At 64.4% G+C, this 18,153-nt stretch carries 15 protein-coding genes; 1 reads left to right on the top strand and 14 read right to left on the bottom strand.

Annotated features, from left to right (window positions below):
- Positions 1-23 precede the first annotated feature (23 nt).
- Positions 24-245, bottom strand: a complete 222-nt coding sequence (locus tag MFF34_RS13045; RefSeq protein ID WP_027595485.1) for a DUF3820 family protein — start codon at positions 243-245, stop codon at positions 24-26.
- A gap of 200 nt (positions 246-445) precedes the next feature.
- Here MFF34_RS13045 and MFF34_RS13040 point away from each other — a divergent pair, with 200 nt between their 5' ends.
- Complete coding sequence (locus MFF34_RS13040) at positions 446-922, top strand: PA2169 family four-helix-bundle protein (protein ID WP_027595486.1); 477 nt, start codon at positions 446-448, stop codon at positions 920-922.
- On the opposite strand, the gene MFF34_RS13035 is transcribed toward MFF34_RS13040, so the two are convergent.
- The 13 genes from MFF34_RS13035 to MFF34_RS12975 form a co-directional block, all read right to left on the bottom strand.
- On the bottom strand, positions 919-2,415 hold the full coding sequence (locus MFF34_RS13035) for a sensor domain-containing diguanylate cyclase (RefSeq protein WP_099428341.1): 1,497 nt from the start codon (positions 2,413-2,415) through the stop codon (positions 919-921). The two genes, MFF34_RS13040 and MFF34_RS13035, sit on opposite strands and share 4 nt — an antisense overlap.
- A 252-nt stretch (positions 2,416-2,667) precedes the next feature.
- Positions 2,668-4,002, bottom strand: a complete 1,335-nt coding sequence (locus tag MFF34_RS13030) for an OprD family porin (protein ID WP_027595488.1) — start codon at positions 4,000-4,002, stop codon at positions 2,668-2,670.
- Between the two features lie 204 nt (positions 4,003-4,206).
- Complete coding sequence (locus MFF34_RS13025) at positions 4,207-4,431, bottom strand: hypothetical protein (protein WP_027595489.1); 225 nt, start codon at positions 4,429-4,431, stop codon at positions 4,207-4,209.
- 130 nt (positions 4,432-4,561) lie between these two features.
- Positions 4,562-5,974, bottom strand: coding sequence for a heavy metal sensor histidine kinase (locus MFF34_RS13020; RefSeq protein WP_238214462.1), 1,413 nt, complete (start codon positions 5,972-5,974; stop codon positions 4,562-4,564).
- Complete coding sequence (locus MFF34_RS13015) at positions 5,949-6,623, bottom strand: heavy metal response regulator transcription factor (protein ID WP_027595491.1); 675 nt, start codon at positions 6,621-6,623, stop codon at positions 5,949-5,951. The genes MFF34_RS13020 and MFF34_RS13015 overlap by 26 nt, the downstream gene beginning before the upstream one ends.
- Positions 6,624-6,632: 9 nt before the next feature.
- On the bottom strand, positions 6,633-9,725 hold the full coding sequence (locus MFF34_RS13010) for a multidrug efflux RND transporter permease subunit (protein ID WP_238214460.1): 3,093 nt from the start codon (positions 9,723-9,725) through the stop codon (positions 6,633-6,635).
- Positions 9,722-10,885, bottom strand: coding sequence for an efflux RND transporter periplasmic adaptor subunit (locus tag MFF34_RS13005; RefSeq protein ID WP_238214458.1), 1,164 nt, complete (start codon positions 10,883-10,885; stop codon positions 9,722-9,724). The genes MFF34_RS13010 and MFF34_RS13005 overlap by 4 nt, the downstream gene beginning before the upstream one ends.
- A gap of 230 nt (positions 10,886-11,115) precedes the next feature.
- Positions 11,116-11,850 (bottom strand): YkgJ family cysteine cluster protein, encoded by a 735-nt coding sequence (locus MFF34_RS13000; RefSeq protein ID WP_238214456.1) that lies wholly within the window; start codon positions 11,848-11,850, stop codon positions 11,116-11,118.
- Positions 11,847-12,158: a hypothetical protein gene (locus tag MFF34_RS12995; RefSeq protein WP_027595495.1), complete on the bottom strand. Its 312-nt coding sequence runs from the start codon at positions 12,156-12,158 to the stop codon at positions 11,847-11,849. The genes MFF34_RS13000 and MFF34_RS12995 overlap by 4 nt, the downstream gene beginning before the upstream one ends.
- Positions 12,159-12,246: 88 nt before the next feature.
- A complete protein-coding gene (locus MFF34_RS12990) occupies positions 12,247-13,146 on the bottom strand; it encodes a chemotaxis protein (RefSeq protein ID WP_238214448.1) in 900 nt (299 codons plus the stop codon).
- 193 nt (positions 13,147-13,339) lie between these two features.
- Positions 13,340-14,524 carry an HlyD family type I secretion periplasmic adaptor subunit gene (locus tag MFF34_RS12985; protein WP_027595497.1) on the bottom strand — a complete coding sequence of 395 codons (1,185 nt, stop codon included), beginning with the start codon at positions 14,522-14,524 and terminating at the stop codon, positions 13,340-13,342.
- Entirely contained in the window at positions 14,521-16,683 is a 2,163-nt protein-coding gene (locus MFF34_RS12980; protein WP_238214447.1) for a type I secretion system permease/ATPase, read from the bottom strand. The genes MFF34_RS12985 and MFF34_RS12980 overlap by 4 nt, the downstream gene beginning before the upstream one ends.
- Positions 16,680-18,116 (bottom strand): TolC family outer membrane protein, encoded by a 1,437-nt coding sequence (locus MFF34_RS12975; protein WP_027595499.1) that lies wholly within the window; start codon positions 18,114-18,116, stop codon positions 16,680-16,682. Before MFF34_RS12975 ends, MFF34_RS12980 begins: the two co-directional genes overlap by 4 nt.
- Positions 18,117-18,153: the final 37 nt, after the last annotated feature.

Raw genomic sequence — 18,153 nt, 5'->3', positions numbered from 1 at the left:
CTACAGCACCGAATGAGGCGCTATTAGCGCCGATGCTTTTGCCGCAACGGCTCTAGCAAGTCCATCAGCCCGTTGTGATCGACTTCATGCATCAACGCCAATAACCCGCCCAATTCCCCAGCCGGGAAGCCTTTGCGCGCGAACCAGGCCAAGTAGTCACCCGGCAGGTCGGCGATGATCCGGCCTTGGTATTTGCCAAAGGGCATGGTCCGGGTGACCAGCAGTTCGAGGGTTTCCGGTTTCATCGACGCACCTGGCAGTCCAAAAGCGCCGACCATACTGCAATCTGCACGAAGGCCCAAGCGGCAATCATGCAGAACGCCGCTTCGAGTACATTCTTCTCATTATTTAACATATTGATTTATAACGATTTATTTTTCTTTCTAAGGTTGGCACGAACGCTGCTCCATTACAGATGACTATCACCTGCCAAGGAGTTCGTGAAATGAGCAACCCCAACAAAGACGTAATTGATGTGCTCAACGACCTGATCGAATACAGCAAGGATGGCGAAAAAGGCTTCAAGTCGTCGGCCGATGACGTCAAGAACCCAGAGCTGAAGGCCTTCTTCGTGCAGCGCGCCGGTGAGTGCGCCAATGCCGCCGGTGAACTGCAAAGCGAAGTGCGCCGCCTGGGTGGCGACCCTGAGACTTCCACCAGCATCAGCGGCGACCTGCACCGTGGTTGGGTCAACCTCAAGGCGATGGTCACCGGCAAGGATGAAGAGGCCGTGTTGAACGAAGTAGAGCGGGGCGAGGACCATGCCCTGAAAGCCTACAAGGAAGCCCGCGAGAAACTGGTCAAACTGGGCCGTACCGCCAGCGATCAAAGCTATACCCTGGTGGAAAAACAACTGCAAGGCGTGCAACGTAACCACGACCAGGTGAAAGCGCTGCGTAACGCCGCCCGCGCTCGCTCCTAGTCGCCAGGCCCTTCTACCCGGTTACGGCCGTTGGCCTTGGCCCGGTAGAGCGCCTCATCCGCAGCCCCCAGCACGCTCGCCAGATCGTGCTGGGGGTTTGCTTCGTACAGGCCGATGCCGATGCTGACCGTGACGGCACGGGTGTCATTGGCAAACGGCGCCAGGGCCGCGACGCTGGCCCGAATGCGTTCGGCCAGCAGGGTGGCGCCGGCCAGATCGGTTTCTGGCAATATCACCTGAAATTCCTCCCCGCCATAGCGTGCCGCCAGGTCCGCCGGGCGCCTGATGCACCCCTCGATGCACTTCGCCACTTCGCGCAAAGCATGGTCACCACCCGCGTGGCCGTGGCGCTGGTTGAACGCCTTGAAATGGTCCACATCCACCATCAGCACGGCCAACGGTTTGTGGTTGCGCTGCGCGCGTGCCCACTCCTGGCGCAGCACCTGGTCCAGCCGGCGGCGGTTGGCCAGGCCGGTCAGGCTGTCGGTGGCGGCCAGGGTGGCCAGGCCTTGCTCGGCCTCGTGCCGGCGGCGCAGCTCGCGGCCCAGCAGCAAGGTTAGCCAGAGGATGCCGATGCACAGCACGCCGGTGGCCACGCTGACCAGAATCGCAGTGCGCCGCCACGACTGGAACACCTCGTCGGCCGAGTGCACCACCAACACGATCAGCGGCAGGTCGGCGACCCGGGCGAAGGTGTACATGCGCGAGGTGCCGTGGGTGGCAGAGAGGGCTGTGAAGCTGCCACTGCGCTCGCCAAGGATGCGCTTGAAGTTGGGCCGCTCGGCGTAATTGGTGCCGATCAGCGGGTCTTGCGGGCGGGTCGGCTGGCGGGCCAGCAACTGGCCGTCGGTATTGAACAGGTTGATGCTGCTGTCATCGCCGATGTCCAGGCGCTTGAACAATTCGCTGAAGTACGAGAGGCGCAGGGCCCCCGCTGCCAGGCCGGCGAATTCGCCGTCTGGGCCGGGGATGCGCCGGCTGAAACTGATGCACCAGTCCAGGTCGCCCAACTTGGCCTTGAACGGCGGGCCGACCAGCATGCCGAGGTTGGCGTTGTGTTGATGGGCCTTGAACACACCGGTGTCGGCGAAGTTGGCCTGGCGCGGTATGGCGCTGGTGGAATCGCCCACCACGTTACCTTGCTTGTCCAGCCAGAGTACGTCACCGCGTTTGCGGTCGACGAAGGCTTCATTGAACAACAGCCGCTGGCGCAACACGCCAGGCACTTCAGGCAGCTCCTTGCGCCCGACTGCCCAGATCAGCCCTTGCAACGACTGATCGTAGAGTTCGGCATTGCGCAGAATATCGCTTTCGATCAGCTGGACGATGTTGTTGGAAGAACGGATGGCCGACAGCTCGACGCTGTCGCGCTCACGGGCCAGCAGGTAGCTGACGATGGCCACGATGGCGAGCACGGCGAGGCAACTGCCCAGGTTGAGGATCAGCTCGGGGTGCGACCTGTAGAGTGCGAAACGCGGTGATCGGGTGAGCATGCTCGCTACTGCTGAGGCAGGGCCATTCGCGGCGGCGACATTCTAGGGAAGAGGGGATTGTCGGACAAGATTTGTCCGACGGAATCGCGTGGTGGTGCAGAGAACAGTGGTCGCAAGCCTGCCTTCAATCCGGTGGGAGCGGGCTTGCCCCGCGAATGGCCTCATGCGGTGCCTGGCACCGGCTGCGCCGGTGTTCGCGGGGCAAGCCCGCTCCCACCGGGTCTGCGCTAAGTCAATGAAACTAGGAGCGGGTCAGAACACGTTCAGCGGGTAATCAACGATCACGCGCAGTTCATCGTTGTCACTGCTGCTGTCGATCGACGCATAACCCTGGCTGCCACGGTGTGCGGCATAACGCACCAGCACCGAAAGGTCCTTGAAGTCGCCTTCCTGGAACACGTATTTCACGTCCAGGTCACGCTCCCAGTGCATGGCGTTCTTGCCATCGGCGCGGTAGTAGTCGTAGTGCGTGTTGCCCTGATCAGCCTTGGTCAGGTCTGCCTCGCCACGCGAATACGACAGCGTCGTGCTCAGGCCGGGGACGCCCAGGCCGGCGAAGTCATAGCCGTACTGCAGCTTCCACGAACGCTCGTTGGGGGCGTTGAAGTCCGAGTACATGCGCGAGTTGTCCAGGTACACGCTGTCGCCCAGGTTGATGTAGTCGAACGGTGTATCGCCGTTGACCCGCTGGTAGGCGGCCGTGACGCTGTGGAAGCCGGCGTTGACGGTGAAATGCACGCTGTAGGTGTTGTTGTCGATCTTGCCCAGCAGGGCCTGGCCGGTGTCCTGGGTGTGATAGAAGTGCACGCCCGGGTTGAGGCTGACCAGGTCGTTGACCACGTAGGTGTAGTCAAAATCAGCGTAGTACTGGTTCCAGATGTCCTTCAGCTCGGCAGCGTAAAGGTTGGCGGTGATGTTTTCCGTGCCGCTCCAGGACGCGCCCGCCCAGTTCAGGTGCTTGCTCTTGTCATGTTCGTCCAGCGAGCCGTAATAGGTGTCGATGCGGCGGTGGCCGCTCTGGTTGTACGGCTTGGTGAAGCTGACTTGGCCGCCTTCGAGCAGCAGGCCGTCGACGCTGGTGTTGGTCAGGCTTACACCGCGGAAGGTCTGCGGCAGCATGCGGGTTTCGCCGCCAGCGATCACTGGGTTGGTGAGGAACAGGTCACCGGCTTTGAGCTCAGTGTCAAAGGCTTTGAGCTTGAGCGCCGCGCCTGCGGTAGAGAACGAATGCGGGGCCGCGCCCAGTTCGCCGTCGTCCTTCACATGCGTCGGCAGAATGCTGGTGCCGGCATGGCCGCCACCGCCGTCGAGCTTGAGGCCCAGCATGGCATGGGCGTCCACGCCAACGCCGATCACGCCCGGGGTATAGCCGGACTCGAAGCGTGCAACCGCGCCCTGGCCCCACTCGCGGGTGTCGCGCACGCCGGCGTTGTGGTTGTCGCGGTTGAAATAGGCATTACGAAAATGCAGGTTGAACGAAGAACCTTCGATGAAGCCATCAGCCTTGTCTTCATCTGCCTGGGCGGCGGTGGGAATCGTTGCAGTCAATGCAATGAACAGCGGGGTAAAACGAAACGCGGAAGGCACCGGTACTAGCTCCTTTGGTCTGACGGTGGGGCAGTTTTTATTTTTGAATGTGCAACTTTTTTATTAGGGACGTTACAGCGGGGCTGATAGTTAAAGCACATAAAAAAAGCCGCTGATTGGCAGCGGCTTTAAAAGGCTAACATATCGGCACCAGCGGTGCCCATGGCGTAGCCAAGGGAAATCGGGAGCAGGTACAGCGGTCGATCAGCTATCGGCATTAACGTCGCTGGACACTTTGGAAGCTGTCTGGTTTGCGTCTTTTACGGCATCGGTCTGCTGTGCGGCTACGGCTTCGCGGGCTTCTTGATGGACCGCGGCGAGCTCGGCATTACGGGCGACGAAAGCGGGGGATTCTTCGGCCATGGCCAGGGGCGACAACAACAGGGAAGACAGGACGAAGACGCTGGCAATACCCATACTGTTGGACATTTGAAACTACCTTCTTGCGATGCAAGTGCTAATGAGGACAGGGCTAAAGTTAGTTCCTCAATGGCCTTGGAAACAGAGCGAAGTACGATAAGCACTGTTGCGCAAAAGGTAACGATCATGCCGCGAACACTCAGGCTTCTGCTGGAAACCCGCGTCGTTGAGCGCTTGGCAGGCGAATGCCGAAAGTGTTGGCGCCGGCCTCGCTGTGCACAAAAACCTCGCCCCCATGCATCAGGGCGATCGCTTTGACGATCGCGAGCCCCAAACCGTGGTTGCCGCCACCACTGTTACTGCGCGCGGCATCCACCCGATAGAAGCGCTCGAACAGCAGCGGCAGGTGCGCGTCATCGATTGCAGGCCCCGGGTTGCTCACGGCGATGGTGACCTGTTCCGGCCCGTTTACGATTCGCACCTCGATCACTTGGTCGGGCGCGGTGTGCTGCACCGCGTTGTTCAGCAGGTTGATCAGCGCGCGGCGCAGTTGGGCTTTTTCGATGGGTGCCTGAGCATCGCCACTGACCTCCACGCGGACCTGCGCGTCTTCGAGGATGTAGTCCAGGTAATCCAGCGTGGTCGCCACTTCCTCAGCCAGCGACGCCTGGGTCAGCGCGGTGGCCTTGCTGCCTTGGTCGGCGCTGGCCAGGAACAGCATGTCGTTGATGATGCTGCGCAGCCGCTCGAGTTCTTCAAGGTTGGATTGCAGCACTTCGAAGTAGTGCTCGGCACTGCGACCGCGGGTCAGGGCCACTTGGGTCTGGCCGATCAGGTTGGTCAGCGGCGAGCGCAGTTCGTGGGCCACGTCGGCGTTGAACGCCTCCAGCCGCGAGTAGGCTTGGCTGACCCGGTCGAGCGCGGCGTTGAAGGCCCCGGCGAATTGCGCCAGTTCCGGGGCCAGATCGTGAGTCTGCAGGCGCCCGTCCAAGCGCGGTGGGGCCAGTGCCTGGGCTTCGTTGGACAACGCCAGCAACGGGCGCAGGCCGATGCGGGCCACCCAGTAGCCGAGCACCGACGCCAGCAGCACACCGAACACCGCCAGGCCGACGATGGCCACCAGCAGGCTGTGTTGCGCCTGCCAGAAGGTCTCGGTGTCGATGCCAATCAGAAAACGCAGCGGCGGCCGGTCGGCCAGGGCCGGCAACTCGCTGACCAGGACTTTGTAGGGGTAGGGCTGGTCTGGCAGGCGCAGGTCGCGCATGCCTGGCGGGCCTTCGGCAAACGCGCGCACCCGTTCGCTGGGGTGGCCATAGTCGTATGCCGGATCGCTGCTGACCACCCAGAAGCGGATGCGCTTGTCCTCCTCGCTGAGCAGGTTGAGCTTGTTGCTGACCTTGGCCCAGTGCTCGGCGGTGCCGAAGCGGTTGAGGGTGGACTCAAGCACACTGAACCGCGCATCCAATTCGGCGGCCGGCAGCAGGTCTAGGCTGTGGTCGACCTGGCGATACAACGCCGACCCGATCAGCAAAAACACCCCCACCGCCACCAGGATGAACAGCGCCGACAGGCGCAGCGCGATGGAGTTAGCCCGCACGGTTTTCCAGGACATAGCCCATGCCTCGGATGGTGTGCAGCAGCTTGTTGTCGAAAGGCCCATCGAGCTTGGCGCGCAGGCGCTTGATCGCCACCTCGACGACATTCGCATCACTGTCGAAGTTGATGTCCCAGACCAGCTCGGCGATGGCGGTCTTGGACAGAATTTCGCCTTGGCGGCGGGCCAGCACACTGAGCAGCGAGAATTCCTTGGCGGTCAGGTCCAGGCGCTGGCCGGCGCGGCTGGCCTTGCGCGCCATCAGGTCGATCCACAAGTCGGCGACCTGGATCTGCAACGGTTCATGGCTGCTGCTGCGACGGGTCAGGGCCTGCAGGCGAGCGACCAATTCGAGGAACGAAAAGGGTTTGCCCAGGTAGTCGTCGGCGCCTTCGCGCAGACCATGGATGCGGTCTTCGACCCGCTCGCGGGCGGTCAGCATGATCACCGGCGTCTGCTTGCGCGCGCGCAAGGCGCGCAGCACGCCATAGCCGTCCAGGCCGGGCAGCATCACATCGAGCACGATCACGGCGTAGTCGCCTTCCAGGGCCAGGTGCAGGCCATCGATACCGTCACGCGCCAGGTCCACGGTAAAGCCTTGCTCGCTCAGCCCGCGGTGCAGGTAGTCGGCGGTTTTTTCTTCGTCTTCGATGATCAGCACACGCATGGTCTTGTCTCAACTGGCACTTGGCGCGGCCGCCTGGGCGGCCCGGCGGCGGTGGAACAGGCGCTCCAGGGCCAAGTATATGACCGGGGTGGTGAACAGCGTCAGGGCCTGGCTCACCAACAACCCCCCTACCACCGCGATGCCCAGTGGCTGGCGCAGCTCGGCGCCGGTGCCAAAGCCGAACATCAGCGGCACTGCGCCGAGCAGGGCGGCGAGGGTGGTCATGATGATCGGCCGGAAGCGCGTCAGGCAGGCCTGGTGGATTGCCTGCTCGGGCGTGAGGCCGTGGTGGCGCTGGGCCTCGAGGGCAAAGTCGATCAGCAGGATGCCGTTTTTCTTGACGATGCCGATCAGCAGCACCACACCGATCAGCCCCATGATGCTGAAGTCCTGGCCCATGGCCCAGAGCAGAATCAGCGCGCCCAGGCCCGCGGAGGGCAGGGTGGAGATAATCGTCAGTGGGTGGACGAAACTCTCGTAGAGCACCCCCAGAATGATGTACACCGCCACCAGCGCAGCCAGGATCAGCCACGGCTGGCTCGACAGCGAACTCTGGAAGGCCTGCGCCGCCCCCTGGAAGTTGCCGCTGATCGAGTCGGGCATGCCCAGTTCGCGCTGGGTGCGCTCGAGGATGCTTACCGCATCGCCCAGGGCCACGCCCGGGGCGAGGTTGAACGACAGGTTGGCGGCTGGGAACAGGCCATCATGGCTGATCGACAACGGCCCGGTGCTCGGCGGTGCGACGTGGGCCACCGCCGACAACGGCACCATCTCGTTGCTCAGGGGCGAGCGCAGGTAGAAGTAGTTGAGGCTCTCGGCCTTGCCGCGCTGGCGGGCGTCCAGTTCGAGGATGACCTTGTACTGGTTGGTCTCGGTCTGGAACTCGCTGATCTGCCGCTGGCCGAAGGCGTCGTACAGCGCCTGGTCGACGTCGGTGGTGGTCAGGCCGAAGCGTGCGGCGGCCTGGCGGTCGATGTCGATGCGGGTGACGCTGGCCCCCAGTTGCAGGTCGTTGGACAGGTCACGCAACGCCGGGTTTTCGCGCAGGCGGTCGGTCAGGCGCTGGGTCCACAGGTTCAGCGCCACGCCGTCGTTGCTCTTGAGCACGTACTGGTACTGGGTGCGTGATGGGCCGGAGCTGAGGTTGATGTCCTGGCCGGCGCGCATGTACAGCACAATGCCCGGCACCTGGGCGAGCTTGGGCCGCAGCCGGTCGATCAGCTCGCTGGCCGACACATCGCGTTCGCCGCGGGGCTTGAGGGCGATCCAGAAGCGGCCGTTGGCGATGGTCTGGTTGCTGCCGGTGACGCCGACGGAATGCGAGAACGCCCGCACGGCCGGGTCGGCCTCGATGATCTTGGCCAGGGCCTGGTGCTTCTCGATCATGGCCGGGTACGACACGTCCGCTGCCGCTTCGCTGGTGCCGAGGATGAAACCGGTGTCCTGCAACGGGAAGAAGCCCTTGGGGATGGCCACATAACCCACCACCGCCAGGGCCAGGGTCACGCCGAACACACCGAGGGTGAGGCGCTGGTGGGCCAGAGCCCGGTTCAGGCCTTTTTCGTACCACTTGACCAGGCGCTCGCCGAAGCCGCCGTGCTGCGCGCCGGTCGGGCGGCGCATGAACAGCGCACACAGGGTGGGTGCCAGGGTCAGCGAAACCACCACCGAAATCAGAATGGTGGCCGTGGCGGTCAGGGCGAACTCCTTGAACAGCCGTCCGACCACCCCGCCCATGAACAACAGCGGGATGAAGGCAGCGATCAGCGAGAAACTGATCGAGACCACGGTAAAGCCGATTTCGCCTGCGCCCTTGAGGGCGGCCGTGCGGCTGTCGTCACCCGCCTCCAGGTGGCGATGGATGTTTTCCACCACGACGATGGCATCGTCGACCACGAACCCCACCGAAATGACGATGGCCACCAGGGTCAGGTTGTTCAGGCTGAAGCCGAGTACGTACATCAAGGCGCAACTGGCAATCAGCGACACGCCGAGCACGCTGGACACCACCAGGGTCGCCGACCACTGGCGCAGGAACAGGGCCATCACCCCGATCACCAGGGCCACGGCGATCATCAAGGTCAGCTCCACCTCGTGCAGCGAGGCGCGGATGGTTTGGGTACGGTCCTGCAACACCGACACCTCGATCGACGCCGGGAGCATTTCTTGCAGCTTGGGCAGCGCGGCCAACACCCGGTCGACGGTGTCGACGATGTTCGCGCCAGGCTGGCGGAAGATCACCAGGTTCAACCCCGGCTGGTCCCCGGACCACGCCTTGACGTAGGCGTTCTCGGCGCCGTTGATGACCTTGGCCACGTCCTGCAGGTGCACCGGCGCACCGTTGCGGTACGAGACGATCAATTGGGCATAGTCTTCGGGGTGGAACAGCTGGTCGTTGGCGGCGATGGTCGACACGCTGTGCTCGCCGTACAGCGCGCCTTTGGCCAGGTTAAGGCTGGTTTGCTGGATGGCCTGGCGCAGGTCGGCGAGTGTCAGGCCGATGGCGGCCAGCTTCTCCGGTTGCGCTTGCACGCGGATGGCCGGGCGCAGTTGCCCGGTGATGTTGATCAGGCCGACCCCATCGATCTGGCTCAGTTGCCGGGCCAGCAGGGTTTCGGCGTAGTCGCTCAGGTCATTGCCGGGCATCTGGTTCGAGCTGACGGTCATCACCAGCACCGGGCTGTCGGCTGGGTTGACCTTGCGCCAGGTCGGCGGGTTGGGCAGGTCTTGTGGCAGCCGTGCGGTGGCGGTGTTGATGGCGGCCTGCACTTCCTGTGCTGCGGTGTCGATGTTCTTGTCGAGGGTGAACTGCAGGATCAGCGTGGTCGACCCCAGCGCGCTGCTGCTGGTCATCTGGGTCATGCCGGGGATGGCGCTGAACTGCACTTCAAGCGGCGTGGCGACCGACGAGGCCATGGTTTCCGGGCTGGCCCCAGGCAGTTGAGCGGTGACCTGGATGGTCGGGAAGTCGGCCTCTGGCAGCGGAGCCACCGGCAGCCGAGGGAAGGCGATGGCGCCCAGCAGGACCAGGGCGAAAGTCAGCAGCAGGGTGGCGATCGGGTGGTCGATGCACCAGGCCGAAACCCCGTTGCGGGTATTCATGGCTGGCTCCGGCGGTCGGCCATTTCCGAAGGCGCGGGGGCATCGGTGGTGACCTCGACCCGCGAGCCCGGCTTGAGCCGCGACTGGCCGTCGAGCACCAGCTGATCACCCGCCTTGACCCCGGCGATGATGTTCAGCCCGCTGTCCTGGTACAGCACCTTGACCGGCACGCTGGTGACCTTGTCCCCGTCCAGGCGGTAGACGAAATGGCCGTCGATACCGCGCTGCACGACCGGCGGCGGCACGACCAGGGCATCTTCCTGCATGGCCGTGCGCAAGCGAATGGTGACCAGTTGGCCGGGCCACAGGCGCCCGTCCTTGTTGTCGAACTCGGCTTTGACCCGCACCGTGCCGGTGGTCGCCGAGATCTGGTTGTCGATCAGCGCCAGGTGGCCTTCACCTAGCAGGCTGCGTTCGCCGTCGGCGTCCATGTAGGCCTGCACCAGCGCCGGGGCGGGCGCCTTGAGCAAGCTCTGCAGGGTAGGCAGCATCTGTTGCGGCAGTGCGAACTCGACGGCAATCGGGTCGATCTGGATCACGCTGAACAGGCCCTGGGTGTCGCTGCTGCGCACCAAGTTGCCGGGGTCGACGTTGCGGATGCCGACCCGGCCGGTCACCGGTGAGCGGATTTGGGTATAGGACAGTTGCACCTCGGCATTGGCGATGGCCGCCTGGTTGCCCTTGACCGTAGCCTGCAACTGGTTGACCAGCGCTTGTTGCTGGTCGAGGGTCTGCTTTGACACCCCGTCATCGGTGCTCAGCAGGCGGTAGCGCTTGAGGTCGACACCGGCTACCTGGATCTGCGCCTGGCTCTGGCCAAGCTGTGCGCGGGCCTGGTCGAGGCTGGCGCGGATGGCACGGTCGTCGAGGGTTGCGAGCAGGTCACCTTCCTTTACCCACTGGCCTTCCTTGACCAATACCTGGGTCAGCACACCTTCTACCTGTGCGCGGATTTCGACGCTGTGCAGCGACAGCACCGAGCCGATTGCACTGGCATAGCGCGGCACATCCTGCTGGCTGACGCTGACCACGCGCACCGGCACAGCGGCCTGCGCACGGGGGGCGGGGGCCTCCTGACGCTGGCCGAACCAGACGCCCAGCGCTACCAGGATTAGCAACGCCAAGGCGGCGAGGATGACAGAACGGGAAGGACGTCGCATCGGCGCGGGCACCTTGGCCAGGAGGGTGGGGACGGTTGTCTGTATTCAAGCTTATAGCCCCCGGACCGGGTCGGCAGCATGACGCCTGGCTGACAGCGCTGACAGTTTCAGTGTTTGACAGTACCGGCCCCTTCGCGGGTAAACCCGCTCCCACAGGTATTGCGCCAATCTTGCGGCGGGTGCAACTCCTGTGGGAGCGGGTTTACCCGGAAGGGGCCGGTATGGGCTACCTAAAAACCAATAAAGGCGTAATAAACCGGTGCTTCGCAAGTGGTCTGCAAGCCATGGCCCTGCAAACGGGCTGTCAGTTCGTCATCCTGCACATGCAGCGTCCACCGCGCACCGTTGTCCGCCGGCACCTGCGCCAGCGCTGCGGCAAACGCGCCCATCTCCGGCAGATAAGCGGTAAACCCATTACCTTTCAACGCACTGGTGGTCATGCCCAACGCCTGGCACACGGCAACCTTCGCCGCGATGTCATCTCGGTCTGCCTGGCGCGATGCCTGCACCAGCGCCGCCAGCTGCGGGTCGGCCAGTTGCGTGCCGTGTATCAGCTCAGGGCCCTGTTGCCAAGCCTCGGGCGGGCAATCCTTGTTCTCGGGCCGCAGTGGGATATGCGGGTTGATCTCGACCGGGTAGATGCGGCAGACCAGCGGGCGCTGGTCATAGATGGTGCACAGGTCGTTATCGTCGAGGTTACGACAGCGCCCTGGGTTGAACGCCGCGAACGTTACCGAAACGCGGGCCTCACTGTCGCCGCAGGCCACCGGGTGGGAGCGGCGCAGCACATGCTCGCGCTGCTCGACCGGCATGCCCGGGCCGTCGACCACGAACGCCTCGATCAGCACCACCACCTGGCCAGCGGAGGCCGCCCACTGGCGGGCTTCGTCGAGGGTCAAGGGCACATGATGGCCAGTGCAGCACTTGCCGCAGCCGGTGCAGGCGAATTGCACGCTGTCGGTCACTTGGCTTCCGGGCTCCATTCGCTGACGAACGCGCGCTGGTGCTGGCGGTCGTACAGGCACAGTTCGGTGCCGGTGCGCTGCTGCATGTGTTTTTGCGGGTAGACGCCTTCGATCAGCAGGGCGCTCATGCCGACCTGGTCGTCGAATTCGGCGGGCTTGCCACGCGCGTGAGCGTCCTTGAACTGGCTGGCGGCAAGGCACGCCTTGAGCATCTGCTGGCGCTGCTCGTTCCAGGCCTGGCTGCTGGAGGCCTGGGCGACACCGCTGAAGAGCGCGCAGGCGACAAGGAGGGAGCTGAAAAACTTCATACGCGATTCCGGCAAAAATCTTCCGAGGGGAGCGAATTATGCCCGACTCACCCCCGACGGCAAGCCGGGGAGTTTGTCGCTTGATGTATCAATGCTCGGCAAACACCACCGTCCGCGCCGCCACCACCAGGCAATCGGTCAGCTCGGGCGAGGAAAACTTGGTGAGGATGGCATTGGCCCCCGCGAGCCTGGCTTTTTCGCTGCTCATGGCACTGTCGAGCGAGGTGTGTAGCAACACATACAGGTGCTGGAAATCCGGCGTCTCGCGCAGCGTGCGGGTGAAGGCGTAGCCGTCCATCTCGGACATCTCGATGTCGGAGACGATGATGTTGATCGCCTGCTCGGTGCCCTGCAAGTCCAGCAACACGTTGATCGCATCCTTGGCGCTGCGCGCGGTGTGGCATTCGATGCCGAGGTTGCGCAGGGTGTGCACCGACTGCTGCAAGGCAACCTGGCTGTCGTCCACCACCAGGATGTTGGCGGCGGCCAGCAGGCTTGCGTCTTCTTCGCTCAGTGCACCGTGCTGTGGCTCGGCGGCGGGCGGGGCGATGGCGTGAATGACCTTCTCGATATCCAGCACCTGCACCAGCGCGTTGTCGACCCGGGTCACGCCGGTGATGAACGAGCGGTTGCCCGAGCCGAAGGGCGGCGGTTTGATGTCGGTGCTCAGGCAGTGGACGATGCGGCTCACGGCCTGCACATGCAGGCCTTGGCGCGAGCGGCTGATTTCGGTGACGATCAGGCAGCCACCTTCAGGGTCCGCCAGCGGGCGCTCACCGATGGCACGGGACAGGTCGATGACCGACAACGAATTGCCGCGCAAGGTCGCCACGCCTTTCACGTGGGGGTGCGATTCGGGCAGCTTGGTCAGTGTAGGGCAGGGGATGATCTCGCTGACCTTGAGCAGGTTGATTGCCATCAGCTTGCCGCTGCGCAGGGTGAACAGCAGCAGGGACAGCGAATCCGCGCGGGCTTTTTGCGTGGCCATGGTGACCTTCGTGGGAATAGAGGATAGAAGGATATCGGCCCGCCGAGCCGGCTCTTTAGCCTGTCAGCCGATTCCGTGTAGGAGCAGCCTTGTGCTGCGAAGAGGCCGGTGACAGCAACGACTAACTGCTGGGTATTCACCGGCCTCTTCGCCGCACAAGGCTGCTCCTACAGGGCATCGGATAACCGGGTCATCAGCGTTCGCGCAGGGCTTCCCTGGCCCGGTTCAACGGCTTGATCAGGTAATCCAGAATGGTCTTTTCACCCGTGCGGATATCCACCGTGGCGATCATCCCGGGCACGATCGCAAAGTGTTTGCCGGCCTTGTTCTGCAGGCTGTCCTGCTCGGTGCGGATGAACACCCGGTAGTAGTAGATCTCCGGCTTCACCTCGTCCTGCAGGGTGTCCGGTGAGATGCCGACCACCTTGCCCTCCAGCCCGCCATACACCGAGTAGTCATAGGCACTGATCTTCACCTTGGCGGCCTGGTCGGGGTGGATGAAGGCGATGTCTCGGGGCGCGATGCGGGTTTCGATCAGCAGGCGTTCATCCATCGGCACGATCTTCATCACTTGCCCACCGGGCTGGACCACACCCCCCAAGGTATTGACCTCGATGTCCTTGACGATACCGCGCACCGGCGAGCGCAGGGTCAGGCGGGTCAGCGAGTCGCTGCGCCCGCGGATCACCTCGGACAGACTGTCGGCCTCGGCGCTGGCCTTGGCCAGCTCTTCGCGGGCCCGTACCAGGTAATCGGAGCGCGCTTCGTTGGCCTTGAGTTCGAGTTCCGAGCGCTGTCGGTTCAGGCGGATCACCTCGACGCGGCTTGAAGCGCCCATCTTCGCCAGGTTCTCGGTGATTTTCAGTTCGCTGCGCACCAGTTGCAGCGAATCGTCGATACCGGCCAGGGTTTGCTCCAGGCCGCGGCGGCGGGTCTGGTACAGCGCGGTTTCGGCGTCGACCAGGTCGGGGGAGTCGCGCAGGCTGTCGGGGAACACCAGCGGCTTGCCGGTGACCTCTGCACGCAAGCGGGCCTGGCTGGCCTTGGCCGCGCGGTACTTGGCTTCACTCTCGCCCACGCTGGAGGCGGTCTTGGTCGGGTCAAGCTGGGCCAGCACCTGCCCGCGGTCGACCAGGTCACCTTCGGCCACGCTCATCTGGGCGACGATGCCACCCTCGAACGACTGGATCACCTGCTCGCGCGAACTGGGGATCACCTTGCCGGTGCCGGTGGAAACTTCAGTGACTTCGAACCAGGCCGCCCAGGCCAGAAATGCTGCCAGCATCAGCGCGCAGATGGTGATGATGCGGCCGGCGCGGAATACCGCCTGGTCGTCCTGCCCGTCCAGGTAGGACGCCGGGAGTTCATGGTTGCTCATGCCTGGGCTCCTTGCAGTTTGGCCAGCGCGGCATCGCGGCTGTCATCGATGACGATGCGGCCGCCATCCAGCACGATAATCCGGTCGACCCGCTGCAGCACGCTCAGGCGGTGGGTGGCGATTACCAAGGTGCGGCCCTGGCAGAAGCGGTCGAGGTTATCCAGCAACTTGCGTTCGGTCATGTCGTCGAGGGACGCGGTCGGCTCGTCCAGCAACAGCACCTGCGGCTGGCGCACCAGCAGGCGCGACAGCACCAAGGCCTGGCGTTGGCCGCCGGACAACCCGACACCGCCTTCCAGAATCAGGTGGTCCATACCTTTGGGTAGCCTGCGGACGAACTCCAGGGCGCCGGTGGCGGCCAGCGCCGCGACCAACTCCTGGTCACTGGCCTGGCCGGCACCCAGGGTGAGGTTTTCCCGCAGGGTGCCGTGAAACAGCCGTGAGTATTGCGGTAGCAAGCCGACATCGCGGCGTAGGTCGGCGGGGTCGAGATGGGCCAGGGCAATGCCGTCCAGGTTGATTTCGCCCTGGACCAGGTCCATGGCGCCGCCCAGGGCCTGCAGCAGGGTGGATTTACCGGCACCGTTGCGGCCGAGCACGGCGATGCGTTCACCCGGCTGGATGTCCAGCTGGCCGATGGTGAGGACGGGAGGCGCCTCCGCGCTGTAGCGGAAGTTGGCCTGGCGTAGCTGGTACTCGCCGCGGATGGCCGGCAGGTGCACGCGGGCTTCGTTTTCAGGGTGGTCGACCGGTGACTGCATCAACTTGTCCAAGCCCTGCAGGGCCACCTTGGCCTGTTGCCAGCGGGTGAGTACATGGGTTAGCTGTGCCAGCGGCGCCATCATGCGCGACGACAGCATCGATGCCGCCACCAGGCTACCGGTGGTGAGGTCGCCGGCGATCACCATCGGTGCACCGATGACGATGACCACGGCGAACACCGCGCCCTGTACGTTCTGCGTCCAGGTCACCAAGCCATTGGTCAAGGTACGCAGGCGCAGGTTGGTGTGGGCGCAGGCGGCGTTGTACTGGTTCCATTGCCGCTCGAAACGGGCCTCGGCTTGCAGCGCCTTGATCTCGTCCAGGCCCTGGATGCTTTCCACCAGCATGGCGTTACGCAGTGCCGACTCACGCATCGAGGCATTGGCCAGGCGTGCCAGGCGCCGTTGCGCCAGCAGCCCGGGCAGCACCATGGCCAGCAACGCCACCAACGGGATGAACACCAGCACGCCGCCGATCAGCCAGAACACGAACAGGAACAGCAGGAAGAACGGCAGGTCGGCCAGGGCGGTGGCGGTGCTCGAGGTGATCAGGTCGCGGATCGACTCCAGCTCGCGCAACTGCGAGATGAACGAGCCAGTGGACTTGGGCCGTACCGAGTTGCGCAGGCGCAGCGCATGGCCATAGACCAGGTCAGAGACACGCAAGTCGGCGCGTTTGCCCAGCAGGTCGGTGACCTTCAGGCGCAGCAGGCGCATGCTGAAGTCGAACACCAGCGCCAGCACCACGCCACCAAACAGCACGTACAGCGTCGGCAGGGATTCGGCGGGGATCACCCGGTCGTAGACCTGCATGGAAAACAGCACCCCGGCCAGGGCCAACACGTTGGCCACCAGCGAGGCGACCATCACCTGCCCATAGGGCCGTAGGTCACGCAGGACGATACGCGCGAACCAGTGGCGGTCGTAGGGGGCGGTGTAGTCGTCGGTGCGCACATCGCGCAATGGCCGCGCCGGGCGCAGCAGGGCGACCCGGGTGATGCGCCCTTTGAGCGTGTCGCGGGGCAGGCGCGATGTCAGGCCCTGGTCGCCTGCGAAGACCACCGCCAGGTCGTCTTCTTCGGTCACCGATTTGACCACTGCCAGCTGGCCATCGTCGAGTTCCAGCACCAGCGGCGTGCGCCACTGCCGCAGGCCTTTGGCATCGAAGCGCACGAAGCGCAGCGCCAGGCCGGCCTGGCGTGCCATGTGGCGGAGAATCTCATCCAGCGGGCGGGCATCTTCGACGGCCGCCAGGCGAATGCGCTGGGGCGAGACGTCCAGGCGATAGTGGTGCGCGACCTGGAGCATGACCTCAAGCCAAGGCCCCAGGTCGGGGCGAGCGTTGGCCGTTTGCTCCGGGGCCTGGCTCGGCAGGGTCACATTGACGGTTTCGTTCATGGCTGGATCTCCACACCTTGCAGGTTACGCCCCTCTAGGCCAAAGGCCGTGCGCAGGGCGCCGGTGTTGTAAAGGCAGTCGACATCCAGGCGCAGCAAGTCGGAGCGGGTGCCGGCGAGTTCGAAACGAGACTGGTAGATTTCCTGCTCGGCGTTGAGCAGGTCGAGCAGGGGCCGGGTGCCCAGGTCCAGGTACTGCCGGCCATAAAGCATGCGCGCCTCCTGAATACTGACCTGGCGGGCTTCGAGCGAACTCAGCCGACGGCCCAGCCCCGAGGTCTGCGCCATGGCCTCGGCCAGGCCACGGCGTGCCTGCAAGCGTGCGGCATCTTCGGCCGAGTCGGCGGCTGTCAGCGAATGGCCCGCAGCGCGGGTGCGGGCGCTGATGGCGCCGCCTTGGTAGATGGGCACCTCGACGTTCAGGTAGATGCCCGCCTGGGTGCGGTCCATGCGTGAGTTGTCGCGGTTGTAGTCGTTATCCAGGTAGTGGTTGACCTGCGGCTGCAGCGACACGGTCGGGTAGGCCTCGGCCTTGGCCTGGGCCAGTTCGGCCTGGCCTTGGGCGCGCTGGGCCAAGGCCATCAACACGGCGGGCAGGCGATCATCACCTTGCCCTGGGCGCTTGCAGGCCTGGTTCAGCTCAGGGGGCGATTCCTCGGCCAGCATGGGGGGGGTGACCCGGCCGAGCAATGACGCCAAGGTCGAGCGCCAGCGTTCGTACTGAGACTGGTATTCCTCCAGGGTAGCGCGGGCGCTCTCTACCCGGGATTCGGCCTGCACCACGTCGGAGCGGGTGCTGGCGCCCATGTCGCTGCGCTGGCGGGCCATGCCGGCGATGTCGCCGACCCCGCGGATCTGGTCGCGGGCAATCGTGATCAGTTGCTCGTAGCGGCGGGTCTCGACCCAGGCATAGGCGGTGTCGCGGGCCAGTTCGTCGACCACCAGAAGGATATTGGCCTGGGCGCGGGCGGCGGCGGCCTGGGCAGCGCTGACGGCGCTGTCGACCTTGCCGAAGTCGTAGAGCATCTGCTTGAGCGACAGGTTGAGCGCCTGGCTGTTGCGGTCGCCGCCGTAGCCAGTGTCATAGCCCGTGCGGATACCGCCGGAAATCTGCGGGTAGTAACCGGCGCGGGCAACGTTGATGCCTTCGCCTTGCTTGTAGAGGTTGCCGATGGCCTCGGCGATGCTGGGGTGCCATTGCGCGGCTTGCAGCACCGCTTCGGTCAGCCCGAGGCGGTCGCCATTGCTGACAGGGGCCATGCCGATAGGTGGGCGGGCGGGCACCGCGTCGGGCGCATCACGTAGCAGTGAAGGCCCGATCTGGCGCAGTTGTGGGTCGATGTCGTCGGCTGCCTGGGCAGCCGTGTTGAAGTTCAGGGCCAGGAGCCCGAAGGCCCCCAGCAACAGCGGTGACAGCGGACTGCTTCGCTTCACATAGTTCCCTTACTGCTGTTCGTCCTTGCCGCCGAGC

It is taken from the genome of Pseudomonas sp. PAGU 2196 (assembly GCF_022179005.1).
Classification (GTDB): Bacteria; Pseudomonadota; Gammaproteobacteria; order Pseudomonadales; family Pseudomonadaceae; genus Aquipseudomonas; species Aquipseudomonas kermanshahensis.
This window is presented reverse-complemented; position numbering and strand designations above follow the sequence as displayed.

Bases quoted from the DNA above. Each gene is read 5' to 3' on its own strand.
- MFF34_RS13010 (WP_238214460.1), bottom strand. From the start codon at position 9,725: ATGAATACCCGCAACGGGGTTTCGGCCTGGTGCATCGACCACCCGATC.
- MFF34_RS13045 (WP_027595485.1), bottom strand. From the start codon at position 245: ATGAAACCGGAAACCCTCGAACTGCTGGTCACCCGGACCATGCCCTTT.
- MFF34_RS13025 (WP_027595489.1), bottom strand. From the start codon at position 4,431: ATGTCCAACAGTATGGGTATTGCCAGCGTCTTCGTCCTGTCTTCCCTG.
- MFF34_RS13005 (WP_238214458.1), bottom strand. From the start codon at position 10,885: ATGCGACGTCCTTCCCGTTCTGTCATCCTCGCCGCCTTGGCGTTGCTA.
- MFF34_RS12995 (WP_027595495.1), bottom strand. From the start codon at position 12,158: ATGAAGTTTTTCAGCTCCCTCCTTGTCGCCTGCGCGCTCTTCAGCGGT.
- MFF34_RS12990 (WP_238214448.1), bottom strand. From the start codon at position 13,146: ATGGCCACGCAAAAAGCCCGCGCGGATTCGCTGTCCCTGCTGCTGTTC.
- MFF34_RS12980 (WP_238214447.1), bottom strand. From the start codon at position 16,683: ATGAACGAAACCGTCAATGTGACCCTGCCGAGCCAGGCCCCGGAGCAA.
- MFF34_RS12985 (WP_027595497.1), bottom strand. From the start codon at position 14,524: ATGAGCAACCATGAACTCCCGGCGTCCTACCTGGACGGGCAGGACGAC.
- MFF34_RS13015 (WP_027595491.1), bottom strand. From the start codon at position 6,623: ATGCGTGTGCTGATCATCGAAGACGAAGAAAAAACCGCCGACTACCTG.
- MFF34_RS13035 (WP_099428341.1), bottom strand. From the start codon at position 2,415: ATGCTCACCCGATCACCGCGTTTCGCACTCTACAGGTCGCACCCCGAG.
- MFF34_RS13020 (WP_238214462.1), bottom strand. From the start codon at position 5,974: ATGTCCTGGAAAACCGTGCGGGCTAACTCCATCGCGCTGCGCCTGTCG.
- MFF34_RS13040 (WP_027595486.1), top strand. From the start codon at position 446: ATGAGCAACCCCAACAAAGACGTAATTGATGTGCTCAACGACCTGATC.